This window comes from Vibrio cidicii (assembly GCF_009665415.1).
Lineage (GTDB): Bacteria > Pseudomonadota > Gammaproteobacteria > Enterobacterales > Vibrionaceae > Vibrio > Vibrio cidicii.
The window spans coordinates 1,936,371-1,950,847 of the sequence record NZ_CP035921.1; the positions used below are offsets into that span (position 1 = coordinate 1,936,371).

The 14,477-nt window shown below is 49.5% G+C and carries 14 protein-coding genes; 7 read left to right on the plus strand and 7 right to left on the minus strand.

The window, feature by feature from the left end; genetic code table 11:
- Window positions 1–26 precede the first annotated feature (26 nt).
- Both fieF and pfkA read left to right on the plus strand, forming a co-directional pair.
- On the plus strand, window positions 27–938 hold the full coding sequence (gene fieF / locus EWA64_RS09835; RefSeq protein ID WP_061893649.1) for a CDF family cation-efflux transporter FieF: 912 nt from the start codon (window positions 27–29) through the stop codon (window positions 936–938).
- Window positions 939–1,219: 281 nt separating this feature from the next.
- Window positions 1,220–2,182, plus strand: a complete 963-nt coding sequence (pfkA, locus tag EWA64_RS09840; RefSeq protein ID WP_039439388.1) for a 6-phosphofructokinase — start codon at window positions 1,220–1,222, stop codon at window positions 2,180–2,182.
- 50 nt (window positions 2,183–2,232) lie between these two features.
- On the opposite strand, the gene EWA64_RS09845 is transcribed toward pfkA, so the two are convergent.
- Window positions 2,233–3,585, minus strand: a complete 1,353-nt coding sequence (locus EWA64_RS09845; protein WP_061893650.1) for an MATE family efflux transporter — start codon at window positions 3,583–3,585, stop codon at window positions 2,233–2,235.
- Between the two features lie 237 nt (window positions 3,586–3,822).
- Between EWA64_RS09845 and EWA64_RS09850 the strand changes: the two genes are divergently transcribed.
- The 3 genes from EWA64_RS09850 to EWA64_RS09860 all read left to right on the plus strand — a co-directional run bounded on the left by EWA64_RS09850 (window position 3,823) and on the right by EWA64_RS09860 (window position 6,680).
- Window positions 3,823–4,113: a co-chaperone GroES gene (locus EWA64_RS09850; protein WP_039431291.1), complete on the plus strand. Its 291-nt coding sequence runs from the start codon at window positions 3,823–3,825 to the stop codon at window positions 4,111–4,113.
- A 52-nt stretch (window positions 4,114–4,165) separates the two neighbouring features.
- Entirely contained in the window at window positions 4,166–5,806 is a 1,641-nt protein-coding gene (groL, locus tag EWA64_RS09855; RefSeq protein WP_039431288.1) for a chaperonin GroEL, read from the plus strand.
- Window positions 5,807–6,125: 319 nt separating this feature from the next.
- Window positions 6,126–6,680 carry a VC2662 family protein gene (locus EWA64_RS09860; protein ID WP_061893631.1) on the plus strand — a complete coding sequence of 185 codons (555 nt, stop codon included), beginning with the start codon at window positions 6,126–6,128 and terminating at the stop codon, window positions 6,678–6,680.
- A 145-nt stretch (window positions 6,681–6,825) separates the two neighbouring features.
- On the opposite strand, the gene EWA64_RS09865 is transcribed toward EWA64_RS09860, so the two are convergent.
- On the minus strand, window positions 6,826–7,323 hold the full coding sequence (locus EWA64_RS09865) for an MgtC/SapB family protein (protein WP_061893632.1): 498 nt from the start codon (window positions 7,321–7,323) through the stop codon (window positions 6,826–6,828).
- A gap of 77 nt (window positions 7,324–7,400) precedes the next feature.
- Window positions 7,401–8,423, minus strand: a complete 1,023-nt coding sequence (epmB, locus tag EWA64_RS09870) for an EF-P beta-lysylation protein EpmB (protein WP_061893633.1) — start codon at window positions 8,421–8,423, stop codon at window positions 7,401–7,403.
- Window positions 8,424–8,455: 32 nt separating this feature from the next.
- Between epmB and efp the strand changes: the two genes are divergently transcribed.
- Together efp and EWA64_RS09880 are read left to right on the plus strand one after the other, a co-directional pair.
- Window positions 8,456–9,022: an elongation factor P gene (gene efp / locus EWA64_RS09875; RefSeq protein ID WP_039431277.1), complete on the plus strand. Its 567-nt coding sequence runs from the start codon at window positions 8,456–8,458 to the stop codon at window positions 9,020–9,022.
- A 221-nt stretch (window positions 9,023–9,243) separates the two neighbouring features.
- Window positions 9,244–10,647 (plus strand): SPFH domain-containing protein, encoded by a 1,404-nt coding sequence (locus EWA64_RS09880; protein ID WP_061893634.1) that lies wholly within the window; start codon window positions 9,244–9,246, stop codon window positions 10,645–10,647.
- Between the two features lie 116 nt (window positions 10,648–10,763).
- On the opposite strand, the gene frdD is transcribed toward EWA64_RS09880, so the two are convergent.
- From frdD to frdA, 4 genes are read right to left on the minus strand one after another with little or no spacing between them, the layout of a single operon-like run.
- The gene (gene frdD, locus EWA64_RS09885) at window positions 10,764–11,141 is read right to left on the minus strand and encodes a fumarate reductase subunit FrdD (protein ID WP_061893635.1); all 378 of its coding nucleotides are present in this window, start codon (window positions 11,139–11,141) and stop codon (window positions 10,764–10,766) included.
- Window positions 11,142–11,153: 12 nt separating this feature from the next.
- The gene (frdC, locus tag EWA64_RS09890) at window positions 11,154–11,537 is read right to left on the minus strand and encodes a fumarate reductase subunit FrdC (RefSeq protein ID WP_039431270.1); all 384 of its coding nucleotides are present in this window, start codon (window positions 11,535–11,537) and stop codon (window positions 11,154–11,156) included.
- A 1-nt stretch (window position 11,538) separates the two neighbouring features.
- Window positions 11,539–12,297: a succinate dehydrogenase/fumarate reductase iron-sulfur subunit gene (locus EWA64_RS09895; protein ID WP_039431267.1), complete on the minus strand. Its 759-nt coding sequence runs from the start codon at window positions 12,295–12,297 to the stop codon at window positions 11,539–11,541.
- On the minus strand, window positions 12,297–14,114 hold the full coding sequence (gene frdA / locus EWA64_RS09900; protein WP_039431265.1) for a fumarate reductase (quinol) flavoprotein subunit: 1,818 nt from the start codon (window positions 14,112–14,114) through the stop codon (window positions 12,297–12,299). Before frdA ends, EWA64_RS09895 begins: the two co-directional genes overlap by 1 nt.
- Between the last annotated feature and the right edge of the window lie 363 nt (window positions 14,115–14,477).

Here is a 14,477-nt window from a genome sequence, read left to right on the forward strand (position 1 = left end):
GTCTGTTGGTTGAGTTTTACATGATTATGAAACAGCAATATGCACGATTAGTGACTATGGCCGCTTGGACGGCAACAGCGGTCGCAACTCTTCTTCTTTTGGTGAAAATCGCCGCTTGGTGGGTGACGGGATCGGTTAGTTTACTTGCTTCACTGATTGACTCGATGTTGGATATCGCCGCTTCTGTGGTGAATTTGGTGGTGGTGCGCTACGCGTTGCAACCCGCCGACGAAGAGCACACCTTCGGCCATGGCAAAGCGGAATCTTTGGCCGCTTTGGCGCAGGCGATGTTTATTTCCGGTTCGGCGGTTTTCCTCATCTTAAATGGCGTTGATCGCTTTTTCCGCCCTCACTTGTTGAACTCCCCCGAATACGGCGTTTATGTCAGCTTATTTGCCATGGTGGTCACGCTGGGCTTAGTGACCTTCCAAAAATACGTGGTGAAAGCAACGGGCAGCCAAGCGATTGCCGCCGATTCCCTCCATTATCAAAGCGATTTGTTTATGAATGCCGCAATCATGTTGGCACTTGGATTAAGTTACTTTGGCGTTGGTCAAGCGGATGCGGTGTTTGCGGTTGGCATTGGGCTATTTATCCTCTATAGCGCGTTCAAAATGGTCAGTGAGGCGGTGCAAACGCTGCTCGATCGTAAATTGCCTGACGAAGAACTTGAACAGATACATTGCGCGTGCCTAACGGTCGAGCATGTCCTCGGGGTGCATCAGTTGCGCACGCGCATGTCGGGCCCAACGCGTTTTATCCAGTTGCATCTTGAGCTAGACGATCATTTACCGCTGATCAAAGCGCACCAAATTGCCGACGAAGTGGAAGCGAAACTGTTGGAACTGTTTCCCGCCTCGGATGTGTTGATCCATCAAGATCCTTACTCTGTGGTGGTCAGCAGCGAGAAAGAGCACATTGAACAGCAGTGGTCGTAAGTGAAAATTCGTTTTGTTTTGAAGACAAAAAAGGTGTTGTTGACTATCTTTCCATCTACATCTATTAAGATTCCTGATCCTGATATGAATCAACAAAGTTTTACTGCAAAACTGTAATACTCTTACATAAGTAGAAAAGTTACATAAATTTGTGTGTTTTCGTTGGTATTCCTGTAGAGGAAATGTAACATTGCAGACAGATTTTCCCATTATTTAGGTAGCTGATTACCAGCTACGATTAAGAAAAATTAAATATTGATTGCCAAAGATCGAGGGTGAGCATGATTAAAAAGATCGGTGTTTTGACAAGTGGTGGCGATGCCCCAGGTATGAACGCGGCAATCCGCGGCGTGGTTCGTACAGCATTGGGTGCAGGCCTTGAAGTGTTTGGTATCTATGACGGTTACCTTGGTCTCTATGAAGGCCGCATTAAGCCTCTTGATCGTTCAAGCGTTTCTGATGTGATCAACCGTGGTGGTACTTTCCTCGGTTCGGCGCGTTTCCCTGAATTTAGAGAAGTGGCAGTTCGTGAAAAAGCGATCGAAAACCTAAAAGCTCACGGCATTGATGCGCTGGTGGTGATCGGCGGCGACGGTTCGTACATGGGCGCGAAGAAACTGACGGAAATGGGTTACCCATGTATCGGTCTGCCAGGCACAATCGACAACGATATCGCGGGCACGGATTACACCATCGGTTACCTAACGGCGCTGAATACGGTGATCGAATCGATTGACCGTCTGCGTGATACGTCATCTTCTCACCAGCGTATTTCGATTGTTGAAATCATGGGTCGCCATTGTGGTGATTTGACGCTGATGTCAGCCATTGCTGGTGGTTGTGAGTACATCATCACGCCAGAAACGGGCTTAGATAAAGAGAAGCTGATCAACAACATTAAAGATGGCATCTCGAAAGGTAAGAAACACGCGATCATTGCGCTGACCGAGCTGATGATGGATGCCAACCAACTGGCGAAAGAGATCGAAGCGGGTACAGGACGTGAAACACGCGCGACCGTTTTGGGTCATATTCAGCGTGGTGGTAAACCAACAGCGTTTGACCGCGTTCTTGCTTCTCGTATGGGTAACTACGCTGTACATCTGCTGATGGAAGGTCACGGTGGCCGCTGTGTCGGTATCGTTAAAGAGCAGCTCGTACATCACGATATCATCGATGCAATTGAGAACATGAAGCGCCCAGTGCGCAATGATTTGTTCAAGGTTGCCGAAGAGCTGTTCTAAGAATGGTTTGAAACCATATATAACAAGGCCGCGTTACCACGCGGCCTTTTTCATTGGCTGTTTTCACTGAGTGGTAAATGTGTTTTGCGTTTATTCAACGCATACAGATAACCGCAAATTCCGCCAGCTAAGTTACCCAGCGCAATCCCAACGAACAGCCCTTCAATGGAGTAGAGTTGGCTGCCAAGCCAAGCGGCGGGCAGTGTAAAGAGAAACAGACGCATAAAGCTCCAGCGAAACGCGTTCAGTGGTTCATGCATGGCGTTCAAGCCGCTGACCAACATCATAATAATGCCGAGAAAGCCGTAACTGGCTGGCACCACCAACAAGTAATGCCACAGGAGATCGCGCACACTCTGTTCCTGCGAAAAGAGGCTGGCCAGAGGAATGCTCAGTGGCACCATCATTAAAAATACCAGCCCTTGAAAGAGCACTGAAAAACGCATACTGACAAACAGTCCTTGAAAGGCGCGTTGCGGGTTTTTCGCCCCAAGGTTTTGCGCCATAAACGGTGTCAGGGACGACGTCAGTGCCATCAACACCAGAATCAGTATCGACTCAATGCGCTGCGCTGCGCCGTAAGCAGCGACGGCAGCGGTGCCGTGGCTGGAGAGCATCATCATTAATAGCGCACCCGACAGCGGGTTCATCGCATTGGATAAGGCTGCGGGGGTGCCCACTCTGAGAATCTGCTGCCAATCTTCGCCAATGCGCTGCCATTTTGGCGCCGCGAGCAACTTTTCTCGTTTAATCAATACATAGAATGAGCCGCACAAGGCGCCGAACCAGCTAAACGCACTGGCAATGGCCGCGCCTTGAATGCCGAGTTCTGGAAATGGACCGATGCCAAAGATCAGCAGCGGATCGAGAACGCCATTGATAAGTCCGGCTAGCATCATAATCTTGGCGGGCGTTTTGGTATCCCCCGTAGCGCGAATCGCGCTGTTGCCAGCCATCGGGATGACCAACAGTGGAATGGTGAGATACCAGACATGCATGTACTGAGCGATCAACGGGATGAGTTCTTCTTGCGCGCCAAGTAACGTAAATAGGGGCTCCACCGTGAAAAAGCCAAGCGTAGAGGCAAGAGCAACCAGCGCAACGGCCAACAGCAAGCCGTGGCTGGTGAAGCGCGCGGCTTGGTTGGCATCGCCCTGACCAAGCAATCGGCCAATGCTGGTGGAAAGACCGATGCCGATGCCCATGGTGATGCAGTTCACCGCAAACGTCACTGGGAAGGTGTAGCTGATCGCCGCGAGTGCTTGGGTGCCGAGTAAGGAAACAAAGAAGGTGTCCACCAAGTTAAACATCTGGATCGCCACCATACCGAAGATCATCGGAATGGTCATTTTGCGTAGTGTGAGTGCGATAGGGGCGGTGAGTAACCCGTGTTTATCGAGCATATGAGCGACCACTGAGTGGAAAATGGCAAGGATACAAGAAATCCTTGCCAGCAGCGAGTGAGGGATTTCGACGCAATCCTTTGCTGGACTGTGTGAACTTTTAACTCAATCACAAAAATTTCACCCGCGCCCCTTGGGATCGTCACGATCGCCCCCTATATAGATACCACTAGGCCTAGAGCCCTGCTTTAGGGCAATTATCAAATCACACATGGAATTTTTCAGGAGAGACGACCGATGAATATTCGTCCGTTACATGATCGAGTTATCGTAGAACGCCAACAAGTTGAATCTAAGTCAGCTGGTGGCATCGTTTTAACTGGTTCTGCTGCAGAGAAGTCAACTCGCGGCGTCGTTCTGGCTGTTGGCAAAGGCCGCATCCTTGAAAACGGCTCTGTGCAGCCGCTGGACGTAAAAGTTGGTGACACCGTGATTTTCGCCGAAAGCTATGGCACCAAAACGGAAAAGATCGACGGTAAAGAAGTTCTGATCATGTCTGAGAACGACATCATGGCAATCGTTGAGTAATTCATTCTGAATCACAACGAACTAAAAAACAGAATTTAGAAGGAAAATAAAGATGGCTGCTAAAGACGTTAAATTTGGTAATGACGCACGTGTAAAAATGCTGGAAGGTGTCAACATTCTGGCCGATGCGGTAAAAGTGACCTTAGGTCCTAAAGGCCGTAACGTCGTACTGGACAAATCGTTCGGTGCCCCAACCATCACCAAAGACGGTGTATCTGTAGCGCGTGAAATCGAGCTGGAAGACAAGTTCCAGAACATGGGCGCACAAATGGTGAAGCAAGTGGCTTCACAAGCGAACGATGTGGCGGGTGACGGTACAACAACAGCGACCGTGTTGGCACAGTCGATCGTCAACGAAGGCTTAAAAGCCGTTGCCGCGGGCATGAACCCGATGGATCTAAAGCGCGGTATCGACAAAGCGGTAGCAGCGGCGGTTATCGAGCTGAAAGCTCTTTCTAAAGATTGCTCTACCAGCACTGAAATCGAGCAAGTGGGCACTATCTCTGCCAACTCAGACTCAAGTGTGGGTAAAATCATCGCCGAAGCGATGGAAAAAGTGGGGCGCGATGGCGTGATCACGGTTGAAGAAGGTCAAGCGCTGCAAGATGAACTGGACGTGGTTGAAGGCATGCAGTTTGACCGTGGTTACCTATCTCCTTACTTCATCAACAACCAAGAAGCGGGCAGCGTAGAGCTGGAAAGCCCATTCATCCTATTGGTTGATAAAAAGATTTCTAACATCCGTGAATTGCTACCTGCTCTAGAAGCCGTAGCCAAAGCATCACGTCCTCTGCTGATCATCGCTGAAGATGTGGAAGGCGAAGCGCTAGCAACACTGGTTGTCAACAACATGCGTGGCATCGTGAAAGTCGCTGCGGTTAAAGCGCCTGGCTTCGGCGACCGTCGTAAAGCGATGCTACAAGACATCGCGATCCTAACTGGCGGTACGGTGATTTCTGAAGAAGTTGGCCTTGAGCTGGAAAAAGCGACGCTGGAAGATTTGGGTCAAGCGAAACGCGTGTCTATCACCAAAGAAAACACCACCATCATCGATGGTATGGGTGAGGAAGCGATGATCCAAGGTCGCGTGGTACAGATTCGTCAGCAAATCGAAGAAGCGACTTCAGACTACGACAAAGAGAAACTGCAAGAGCGCGTTGCTAAGCTAGCGGGCGGTGTTGCGGTTATCAAAGTAGGCGCAGCCACTGAAGTGGAAATGAAAGAGAAAAAAGACCGCGTAGAAGACGCACTGCACGCGACTCGCGCTGCGGTTGAAGAAGGCGTGGTTGCTGGCGGTGGTGTTGCACTGATTCGTGTGGCCTCTAAACTGGTTGATCTTAAAGGTGACAACGAAGAGCAAAACGTGGGTATCCGCGTAGCACTACGTGCGATGGAAGCGCCAATTCGCCAAATCACCAAAAACGCGGGTGATGAAGAATCGGTTGTGGCAAATAACGTGAAAGCGGGTGAAGGTTCTTACGGCTACAACGCGGCAACGGGTGAATACGGCGACATGCTGGAAATGGGTATCCTAGATCCAACTAAAGTCACTCGTTCTGCGCTGCAGTTCGCCGCTTCAGTTGCTGGTCTAATGATCACCACGGAAGCGATGGTGACAGATCTACCACAAAAAGATGCAGGCATGCCAGATATGGGTGGCATGGGCGGTATGGGTGGCATGGGCATGATGTAATCATCCCACGGCACTACGCCTAAATGAGAAAAGCTGAGGAGCAATCCTCAGCTTTTTTATTGCCTGAAATCTATCCAAAGTCGGCGCAAAGCGCAGAATATTTTACGTTTTATTGACGATGCAAAAGAACGCTAGAGTGCCGATCTGTGTATAACCAAATGATTTTTATGGTTTTGTTTTTTTATCCTACCTATTTTCTAGCTATATCATTTTTTACAATACAATGACCTGTCTTTATTGAACGTCGTTCATAATCATCGCCTTCTGGGTATAAAAAACGACCCTTTAGTAAATCAGTCGTGATCAGTGGAGACGAAAAATGAAAAAGAGTGTAATTGCAATGGCGGTGGTAGCGCTGAGCTCAACAACGGCGATGGCGGCAACTCCGGTCATGTTTTCTTCGCTTAATAACTTCAATGCGCCAGATGAAAATGCCGTATCCGGTGTTCGTTTGGCGGCGCTCTACGGTAAGGTTGAAGAGTTGAAAGGGGTTGATGTCGCGGTGGTTGGTCTTTCAGAAACCGATCGTACCACAGGGGTAAACTTGGGTTTCTTTGGCGCATCAAAAGTGAATCAAGAGATGACAGGCGCATCGCTTGGTTTCTTTAACTGGAATACCGGAAAAACCACGGGTGCCAACGTTGGCGCGGTGAACCTCACCCACGATGTGAAAGGGGCCAACGTGAGTTTTGTTAACTACTCCGAAGGCAATACCATGGTGGATGTGGGCGCGGCGAACTTCTCTGACACCTCAACCGTTCAAGTTGGTGTGTTCAACAAAACGGCGAAGATTGAAGGCGTGCAGATCGGCTTGATTAACTGTGCTGATAACGGTTTCTTCCCGTGCTTCCCGCTGATCAACTTCGCGAAGTAACTACTTCGTTAAATAAGTATTTCGTTAAATAAGTACTTCGTTAAATAAGCACTTCGCTCCCGTCGAGCAGTGGCCACGTTGACAACTAGCCTAAAAAACAACCCCGGAGATGATCCGGGGTTTCTTATGACGTGCAGCGCGCAAATTATTTAATCAGACGGGAAGAGCTTCTTCGCTGTTGAATTTTTTGATGTACTCCGCGACGCAGTGCTTGAATGCGGTTTTCGGCTTTATCGACACCGAGCAGTATTGCCAAGGCGAGTAACGTGATCAGCACTGACTGGTGCATCAAGCCTAGCCCGATCATCATCCCCATAGAAGCCAGCACCCAAATCACGGCGGCGGATGTGACGCCGTGGATCTTGCCATCTTGCGTCATCATCACCCCAGCGCCAAGAAAGCCAACGCCAGTAATGATCTGCCCAAGCACGCGCGCTTGATCTAAGGTGTTGGGCGAGAGATACACCGCCATCGACATAAAGAAGTAGGTACCGGAAATGATCAGAATCGACGTACGGATACCGACGGGCTTACCGCGTGTCTGACGCTCCGCGCCAATAAGAACGCCATTGAGCGCGCAGCACAGTAAGGCCGGCCAGCTAAATGGTTCTATATTCAGAAAAGTGTCTAAAGTCTCTTGCATGCTACCCCCGCAATTTTCGCGGAGTATGCGTATTGGGGGCGATGAGATCGAACAAAATTTTTTGCTGGTAACGACAATTACTCTAAATGCAAATCGAGCGGTGTTTTACTTGGTCGGCCGCCAATTTCACGTGTCAATTTCGGCACTAAGTAACCGGAAACACGCGTAATGACTCCGTGCATAATGCGCTTCGCTTGTTGGTCGTCAACAAAGAAATGAGCCGCTCCTTGCACCTTGTCCAAAACATGCAAGTAGTAGGGCAAAATACCAGCATCAAACAGTGATTCGCTCAACGCGACTTGCGCATCCACCGTATCGTTGACCCCTTTAAGCAGCACACTTTGGTTAAGTAGTGTCACGCCAACCTGTTTGAGCTTGGCAAGTTGTGTGGTGAGTTCATGATTGATTTCGTTGGCGTGATTAATGTGAGTCACCAAAATCACTTGCAGGCGTGTGCGGGCCAGTGTTTGGCACAGTTCCTCTGTTACTCGCGCTGGAATGACGACGGGCAAGCGGCTATGAATTCTCAGCCGTTTAATGTGAGGAATCGCGGCAATATGTTCAACCAGCCATTGGATCTCATCGTCTTTCGCCATCAGTGGATCGCCACCGGAGAGAATGACTTCATTGAGCTCTTGGTGCTCGGCGATGTACTGCAAACTGCGCTGCCAAGCGAATTTGTTGCCCTTGTTTTCCTGGTATGGAAAGTGACGACGAAAACAGTATCGGCAGTTGATCGCACAGCCACCTTTAACAATCATCAGCGCGCGATTGCGGTATTTGTGCAGCAGGCCGGGGATCTCGTTGTCTTGCTCCTCAAGCGGATCATGAGAAAAGCCTTCGTGAACCTCAAACTCGTCACTGAGTGGTAAAACTTGTCTAAGCAAAGGGTCGTGCGGGTTGCCTTTTTCCATTCTGGCGACAAAGCTGCGGGGAACGCGCTGTGCAAACAGCTTGCGCGCCGCAAACCCTGCTTGCCACGGCGCGGGATCGATCTCTAACATCTGCAACAAGCTTGTCGGATCTGAGATCCCATTCGCTAGCTGTTTGAGCCAGTTTTGCTCAACAGTTTCGACTTTTCGGGTTATTATATGCGGCATTGAATTTAGCTCTAAGAACGTAAGAGGAAAAAATGGCTACAGTTAGCACCAATGAATTTAAAGGCGGTCTGAAACTTATGATTGACAGCGAGCCTTGCGTAATTCTAGAGAACGAATACGTGAAGCCGGGTAAAGGTCAGGCATTCAACCGTGTTAAAATTCGTAAACTTCTTTCTGGTAAAGTGCTAGAAAAAACATTTAAGTCTGGCGACACCTGTGAAGTCGCAGACGTTATGGATATCGACCTAGATTATCTCTATTCAGACGGCGAATTCTACCACTTTATGAACAATCAAACCTTCGAACAGATTGCTGCTGATGCGAAAGCGGTTGGTGAGAGCGTGAAGTGGTTGGTGGAAAACAACAGCTGTATGCTGACTCTGTGGAATGGTAACCCAATCGCGGTGACTCCACCAAACTTCGTTGAATTAGAAGTGACTGAAACCGATCCTGGCCTGAAAGGCGATACTCAAGGCACAGGCGGTAAGCCAGCAACGCTATCAACCGGTGCGGTTGTTCGCGTTCCACTTTTCATCCAAATCGGCGAAGTGATCAAAGTGGACACTCGCAGCGGTGAATACGTTGGTCGTGTAAAATAATTGTTCACATTAGATCAAGGTCGCTTCGGCGGCCTTTTTTAATCTCTGTCGAAAATAATAACCTCGTACAATATTCGGAAAAAGTTAATTATTTTTATGAATCTTTCGACTATTTCTACGTGTAAATAATTGTTACATTTGTCCTCGTTGTTGAGTGAGTAAGATAACACTTTGGTTTATTTAGTTTTATCTCATTAAACAACCACAACAGGAGAATTATAATGAACAATCCAAGCATAGGATCCAGTTTGAAAGTAGAAGAGCGCCGCCAGTTGCTGCGTCGTGGCATGAAAGCGGCGGTGTTCGGTCTGCCTCTGTTGGCCGTCGCTCTGACTATCAACAGCTCGGTATTGATGACCGATGCCGGATACAGCTACGTTCATCAAAACAACATTACTGGTGAGCTGGATGTATTCACGGAACCAGGCATTCACTTTCGCATGCCTTTTTTGTCGAAAATCACCCAGTATGACCAAGTGATTACGGTGTCATTTGGCAACAACACTGGTGAAGATTTTTACCAGCGGCTCGACCCGGTGCAAGTGCGTTTTGCTGATACCTATATCGGCCAGATCCCGGTGACGTTTCGCTTTAAATTAAGCACCGATCCTGAAGCTTTGATCAAGATGCACCGCGAGTTTCGCAACAACAGTAATTTGATCGATGCGCTGTTGGTCAAAAACGCGCGCAACGTCACGGTGATCACTGCAACCCAGTACACGGGCGAAGAGTTCTTTCAAGGTGGGCTGAACCAGTTCAAGTCAAAATTGGGCGATCAACTGCGTGAAGGGATCTATTTGACTGAGCGTCGTCAGGTGGAAGTGGAGGAGTTGGATCTGGCGCCTGTGGGTGTGGATCAATCCAACGCGAACCAGCTGCAACGCACCAACCAATTGGTGTGGAAAACCGTGCCGGTGTTAGACAAGACTGGCCAGCCAATTCGTCAGGATAACCCACTGCAGCAGTATGGCATTCAAGTGACTCAGGTGACGATTGGTGATCCGCAGCCAGAAAAACAGCTTGATCAGCTATTAGCCGATAAAAAGCGCTTAGTGGCAGATCGCATTCGGGCGATTCAGGAACAAGAAACCTCCAAAGCACAAGCCGAAACGGAGCAGTTACGCAAAGAGATCCAACGTACTCGCGAAGTGCAAGATGCACAGCGTCAAAAAGAGTTGGCGATTATCTCTCAGCAAAAAGATGTCGAAGTGGCACGTCAAATTGCCGAACGAGAAATTGTTGAGGTAGAAAAGACCAAGCGTTTGGCCGAAGTTGAAAAAGAGAAAGAGCTGGCAATAGCGGAAGCGAACCTCGCTATTCAAAAGGCCAATGCCTTGTCGGCGGAGTTTGAAGCCAAAGCGATATTAGAAAAAGGGCGTGCAGAAGCGGAAGTGCTAAAAGCCAAATATGCGGCACTGGGAGCCAACCGCGAAGTCTACTTGGCCGAGCTCAATCGCGATGTTGCGAACTCGCTCTACAACAACTTGCAAAACTTCCAAGTGCAGATGCCACAGAACTATATTGGTGGCAGCGATGAAAGTGGTCTGAAAACCAACCTAGATGTCATCACTGGATTTGGGGCGCTCGGCTTGATGGAGCAAACCAAGCAGGTGGTGAAGCAATAAGATCATTGGTGGTTAAAAGCTCGTAAAGGGCGCAGATAGAAAAAAAGCTGGCGCGAAATCGCCAGCTTTTTGTTTGATTAGATTTGTTTGCTTAGATTGGTGTGCTTGGAAAAGCCTTACAGCATGAAAATAAACACCACAGCAAGGGCTGAAATGAGGCCTGCAAAGGCGTAGCAGCCAATTTTGCCCACCACACCAGCGTGGATTTTCAAGTCATGCATGCCGTGATGAACACGGTGCATCGCATGCCACATCGGCAGTGCTAAGGTGCCGATGATAAACAGGGCTCCGATAATGCTGGTGGCGAAGCTGACCACGCGTTCGTAACTTAACGCTTCAGCATCAATAATGCCAAGCGGGGCAAGAATACCCAGCACGAGCACTGTTACAGGGGTGATCATGGCAAACCAAGTACCGCCAGCACCAAACAGGCTCCACCAAATTGGTTCGTCAGAACGTTTCGGTGCGGTATTTACGGAATAATTGGGTTTCATAGTCAAAGCTCCTTACACCACAACAAGAACGATCAGCGAAATCAAGGCCACGGCGGCCCATTGCGCCAAAACGATGATTTTCTTATCCACTAGTTTGCCACCGAGACGGATCGGCATCACCTGCGGCATCATGCTAAAGAAGGTTTGCGCGTGCAGCAAACTGCCCGCCAAAGCCACGATGTTAATGGCGACTACCAGCGGATTGGCCATAAACGCCAGCCAAGTTTGCCATGCTTCTGGACCCTTCACTAAAGCACCCAAACCAAAAGTAAGGAAGAGAGTGAAAAGGATCAGCGGAAGCACAGTTGCTTCACGCAGCATGTAAAAGCGGTAGAAAGGATGGCTCTTCCACCAAGTGCGTTTGATTTCGCGAACATAAGGTTTACGGTTACTCATCCTAAGCCTCCACTTTCTTTGGTGTGCCGTCAGGTTTTAGCATGGCGATAACAAAGTCCATCGACGACTCGACTTTGCCTTGGTTAACCGCCGCCGCTGGGTCAACGTGTTTTGGACACACTTCTGAGCAGTAGCCGACAAACGTACAACCCCATGCGCCGTTTTCACCGTTGATCAGCTTCATGCGTTCAGCTTTACCGTTGTCACGGCTGTCCAAGTTGTAGCGGTGCGCCAGCGTCAAGGCCGCAGGGCCGATAAACTCTGGATTGAGGCCGAACTGCGGGCATGCTGCGTAGCACAAACCACAGTTGATGCAGCCAGCGAACTGCTTGTATCTCGCCATTTGTTCTGGAGTTTGTAAGTTGGTGCCATCTTCAGGTTTACGATCATTACCGATGATGTAAGGTTTGATTGCTTCAAGACGTTCAATAAACGGCGTCATATCGACGATCAAATCTTTCTCGATAGGGAAGTTGGCGAGTGGCTCGATCTTCACCCCATCAGGGTAGTCACGCAAAAAGCTCTTACACGCCAGCTTTGGCACGCCGTTGACCATGATGCCGCATGAGCCACAAATTGCCATTCGGCATGACCAACGGTAGGAAAGGTGTTTATCCAAGTGATCTTTAACATAACCGAGTGCATCAAGCACCGACATGGTGTCATCAAATGGCACTTCAAAGGCTTGAAAGTGCGGTTCTGCGTCGGTTGCTGGGTCGTAACGCAGAATGTCTACTTTTTGAATGCGATTGGCTGACATTATGCTTGCTCCTCTGCATTTTTTTCGGCGGCTTTGGCGGCTTCTTCAGCGGCGGCTTTCTCTGCCGCTTCACCATACAGACGCGCTTTCGGCTGAGATTTAGTGATCTTCACATCGCTGTAGCTGATGCTTGGCGCATTATCAGCTTGGTAGAAGGCCAGTGAATGTTTCAGGAAGTTCACGTCATCACGCTCAGTACAACCATCGTCGAGGCGTTGGTGAGCTCCGCGCGATTCTTTACGTAAAATCGCAGAGTGAACCATGGCTTCGGCGACTTCAAGGCCGTAGCCGACTTCGATGGCGTAGAGAAGATCGGTGTTGAACACCTTGCCTTTGTCTTTGATGCTGATGCGTTTGTAGCGTGCTTTCAGCTCAGTGATTTTGTCGATGGTGGCTTGCATCAAATCTTCTTGACGGTAGATACCACAGCCCGCTTCCATGGTGTGACCCATTTCCGTGCGGATGTCTGCCCAGTTTTCATCGCCTTCTTGGTTCATCAGTGCCGCAATGCGTGCTTCAACCGCTTTGACTTGCTCGGCAATCGACGCTTCGTTCCAGCCTTTGAATTCTGCTGCACGTTTCACTGCGTTTTCCCCGGCGACGCGGCCGAATACCACGAACTCGGCCAGAGAGTTAGAGCCTAAACGGTTGGCACCGTGTAGACCAACAGAGGCACATTCACCGACGGCGAACAGACCTTTGATGCGGGTCTCACACTCTTTATCGGTCTCGATACCGCCCATGGTGTAGTGTACGGTTGGGCGAATGGGGATCGGCTCTTTGGCGGGGTCGACGTTGACGTACGCTTTGGCGAGTTCACAAATAAACGGTAGACGCTCTTGCAGGTACTCTTCACCTAAGTGGCGCAGGTCAAGGTGTACCACATCACCAAGAGGGTGTTTGATGGTGTTGCCTTTTTGCTGCTCGTGCCAGAACGCTTGTGACACTTTATCGCGTGGGCCAAGCTCCATGTATTTGTTCTTCGGCTGGCCAACCGGTGTTTCTGGGCCCATGCCGTAGTCTTGCAGGTAACGATAGCCATTCTTATTGACGATAATACCGCCTTCACCTCGGCAGCCTTCGGTCATTAGAATGCCCGTACCAGGTAGGCCAGTTGGGTGGTATTGCACAAATTCCATGTCACGCAGCGGCACACCGTGGCGATAAGCCATTGCCATGCCGTCACCGGTTACGATACCGCCGTTGGTGTTACAGTGGTAAACGCGACCCGCACCACCCGTCGCCAGTACGACGGATTTGGCTTTGATGGTGACCAGTTCGCCTTCCGACATATGGATAGCAATCAGCCCTTGCACTTCACCTTCATCAACCAGTAGATCGACCACAAAATATTCGTCAAAGCGCTTGATGTTGGAGTACTTCATGGAAGTTTGGAAGAGGGTGTGCAGCATGTGGAAACCCGTTTTATCAGCCGCAAACCAAGTCCGCTCAACCTTCATGCCGCCGAAGCGACGCACGTTGACTTCCCCGTTTTCTTTTCGGCTCCAAGGACAACCCCATTGCTCCATCTGGATCATTTCTCGGGTTGCATTGGCAACAAAGTATTCAACAACATCCTGTTCACAAAGCCAGTCACCACCGCCAACGGTATCGTTGAAGTGGTTGTCCAGACTATCCTCATCCTTGATAACTGCTGCTGAGCCACCTTCTGCGGCGACCGTATGGGAGCGCATTGGGTAGACCTTAGAAATCAGTGCGACTTCCAGATCTGGGTTTGCTTCAGCCGCTGCAATAGCAGTACGAAGACCAGCGCCGCCAGCGCCGATGACCGCGATATCTGTGATAATGGTTTGCACAGTTATCCTCCAGTGTGTGAGTGCGGGGTAATCCGCTTGTTATTGTGAGCTTGAGAAACAGGGCGAGCCATATTCCCCAAAAGTAGTACGGTTAGTGTAGAAGAGCCGCGCAGGAGAAAAATTGATGTATTTAGGTTTTTGCAGCGGAAATGCAAATATGAGCATAGAAATTACACGTTATGTGATACTTATCACGGCCAAGAAGTTTGGCTTCTCAAGCCTTTGCGGAACAAGGTGTTAACCGAATGTTGCCGACAATTTCCCTGCTCAATACAGGGGGAAGAACTAGCACGATTTATGTGTTGTACGACGTAAATTTCGCGCTTGTTACCTTGCTCGCCAGCGCTTGCAAAGGGGCAAAAA

What these genes read in the sequence shown, in the direction of transcription:
- frdD (WP_061893635.1), bottom strand. Translation starts at nt 11,141, where the DNA reads ATGAAACCCAATTATTCCGTAAATACCGCACCGAAACGTTCTGACGAA.
- EWA64_RS09895 (WP_039431267.1), bottom strand. Translation starts at nt 12,297, where the DNA reads ATGTCAGCCAATCGCATTCAAAAAGTAGACATTCTGCGTTACGACCCA.
- EWA64_RS09880 (WP_061893634.1), top strand. Translation starts at nt 9,244, where the DNA reads ATGAACAATCCAAGCATAGGATCCAGTTTGAAAGTAGAAGAGCGCCGC.
- EWA64_RS09865 (WP_061893632.1), bottom strand. Translation starts at nt 7,323, where the DNA reads ATGCAAGAGACTTTAGACACTTTTCTGAATATAGAACCATTTAGCTGG.
- frdC (WP_039431270.1), bottom strand. Translation starts at nt 11,537, where the DNA reads ATGAGTAACCGTAAACCTTATGTTCGCGAAATCAAACGCACTTGGTGG.
- EWA64_RS09860 (WP_061893631.1), top strand. Translation starts at nt 6,126, where the DNA reads ATGAAAAAGAGTGTAATTGCAATGGCGGTGGTAGCGCTGAGCTCAACA.
- EWA64_RS09850 (WP_039431291.1), top strand. Translation starts at nt 3,823, where the DNA reads ATGAATATTCGTCCGTTACATGATCGAGTTATCGTAGAACGCCAACAA.
- groL (WP_039431288.1), top strand. Translation starts at nt 4,166, where the DNA reads ATGGCTGCTAAAGACGTTAAATTTGGTAATGACGCACGTGTAAAAATG.
- fieF (WP_061893649.1), top strand. Translation starts at nt 27, where the DNA reads ATGAAACAGCAATATGCACGATTAGTGACTATGGCCGCTTGGACGGCA.
- efp (WP_039431277.1), top strand. Translation starts at nt 8,456, where the DNA reads ATGGCTACAGTTAGCACCAATGAATTTAAAGGCGGTCTGAAACTTATG.
- EWA64_RS09845 (WP_061893650.1), bottom strand. Translation starts at nt 3,585, where the DNA reads ATGCTCGATAAACACGGGTTACTCACCGCCCCTATCGCACTCACACTA.
- pfkA (WP_039439388.1), top strand. Translation starts at nt 1,220, where the DNA reads ATGATTAAAAAGATCGGTGTTTTGACAAGTGGTGGCGATGCCCCAGGT.
- epmB (WP_061893633.1), bottom strand. Translation starts at nt 8,423, where the DNA reads ATGCCGCATATAATAACCCGAAAAGTCGAAACTGTTGAGCAAAACTGG.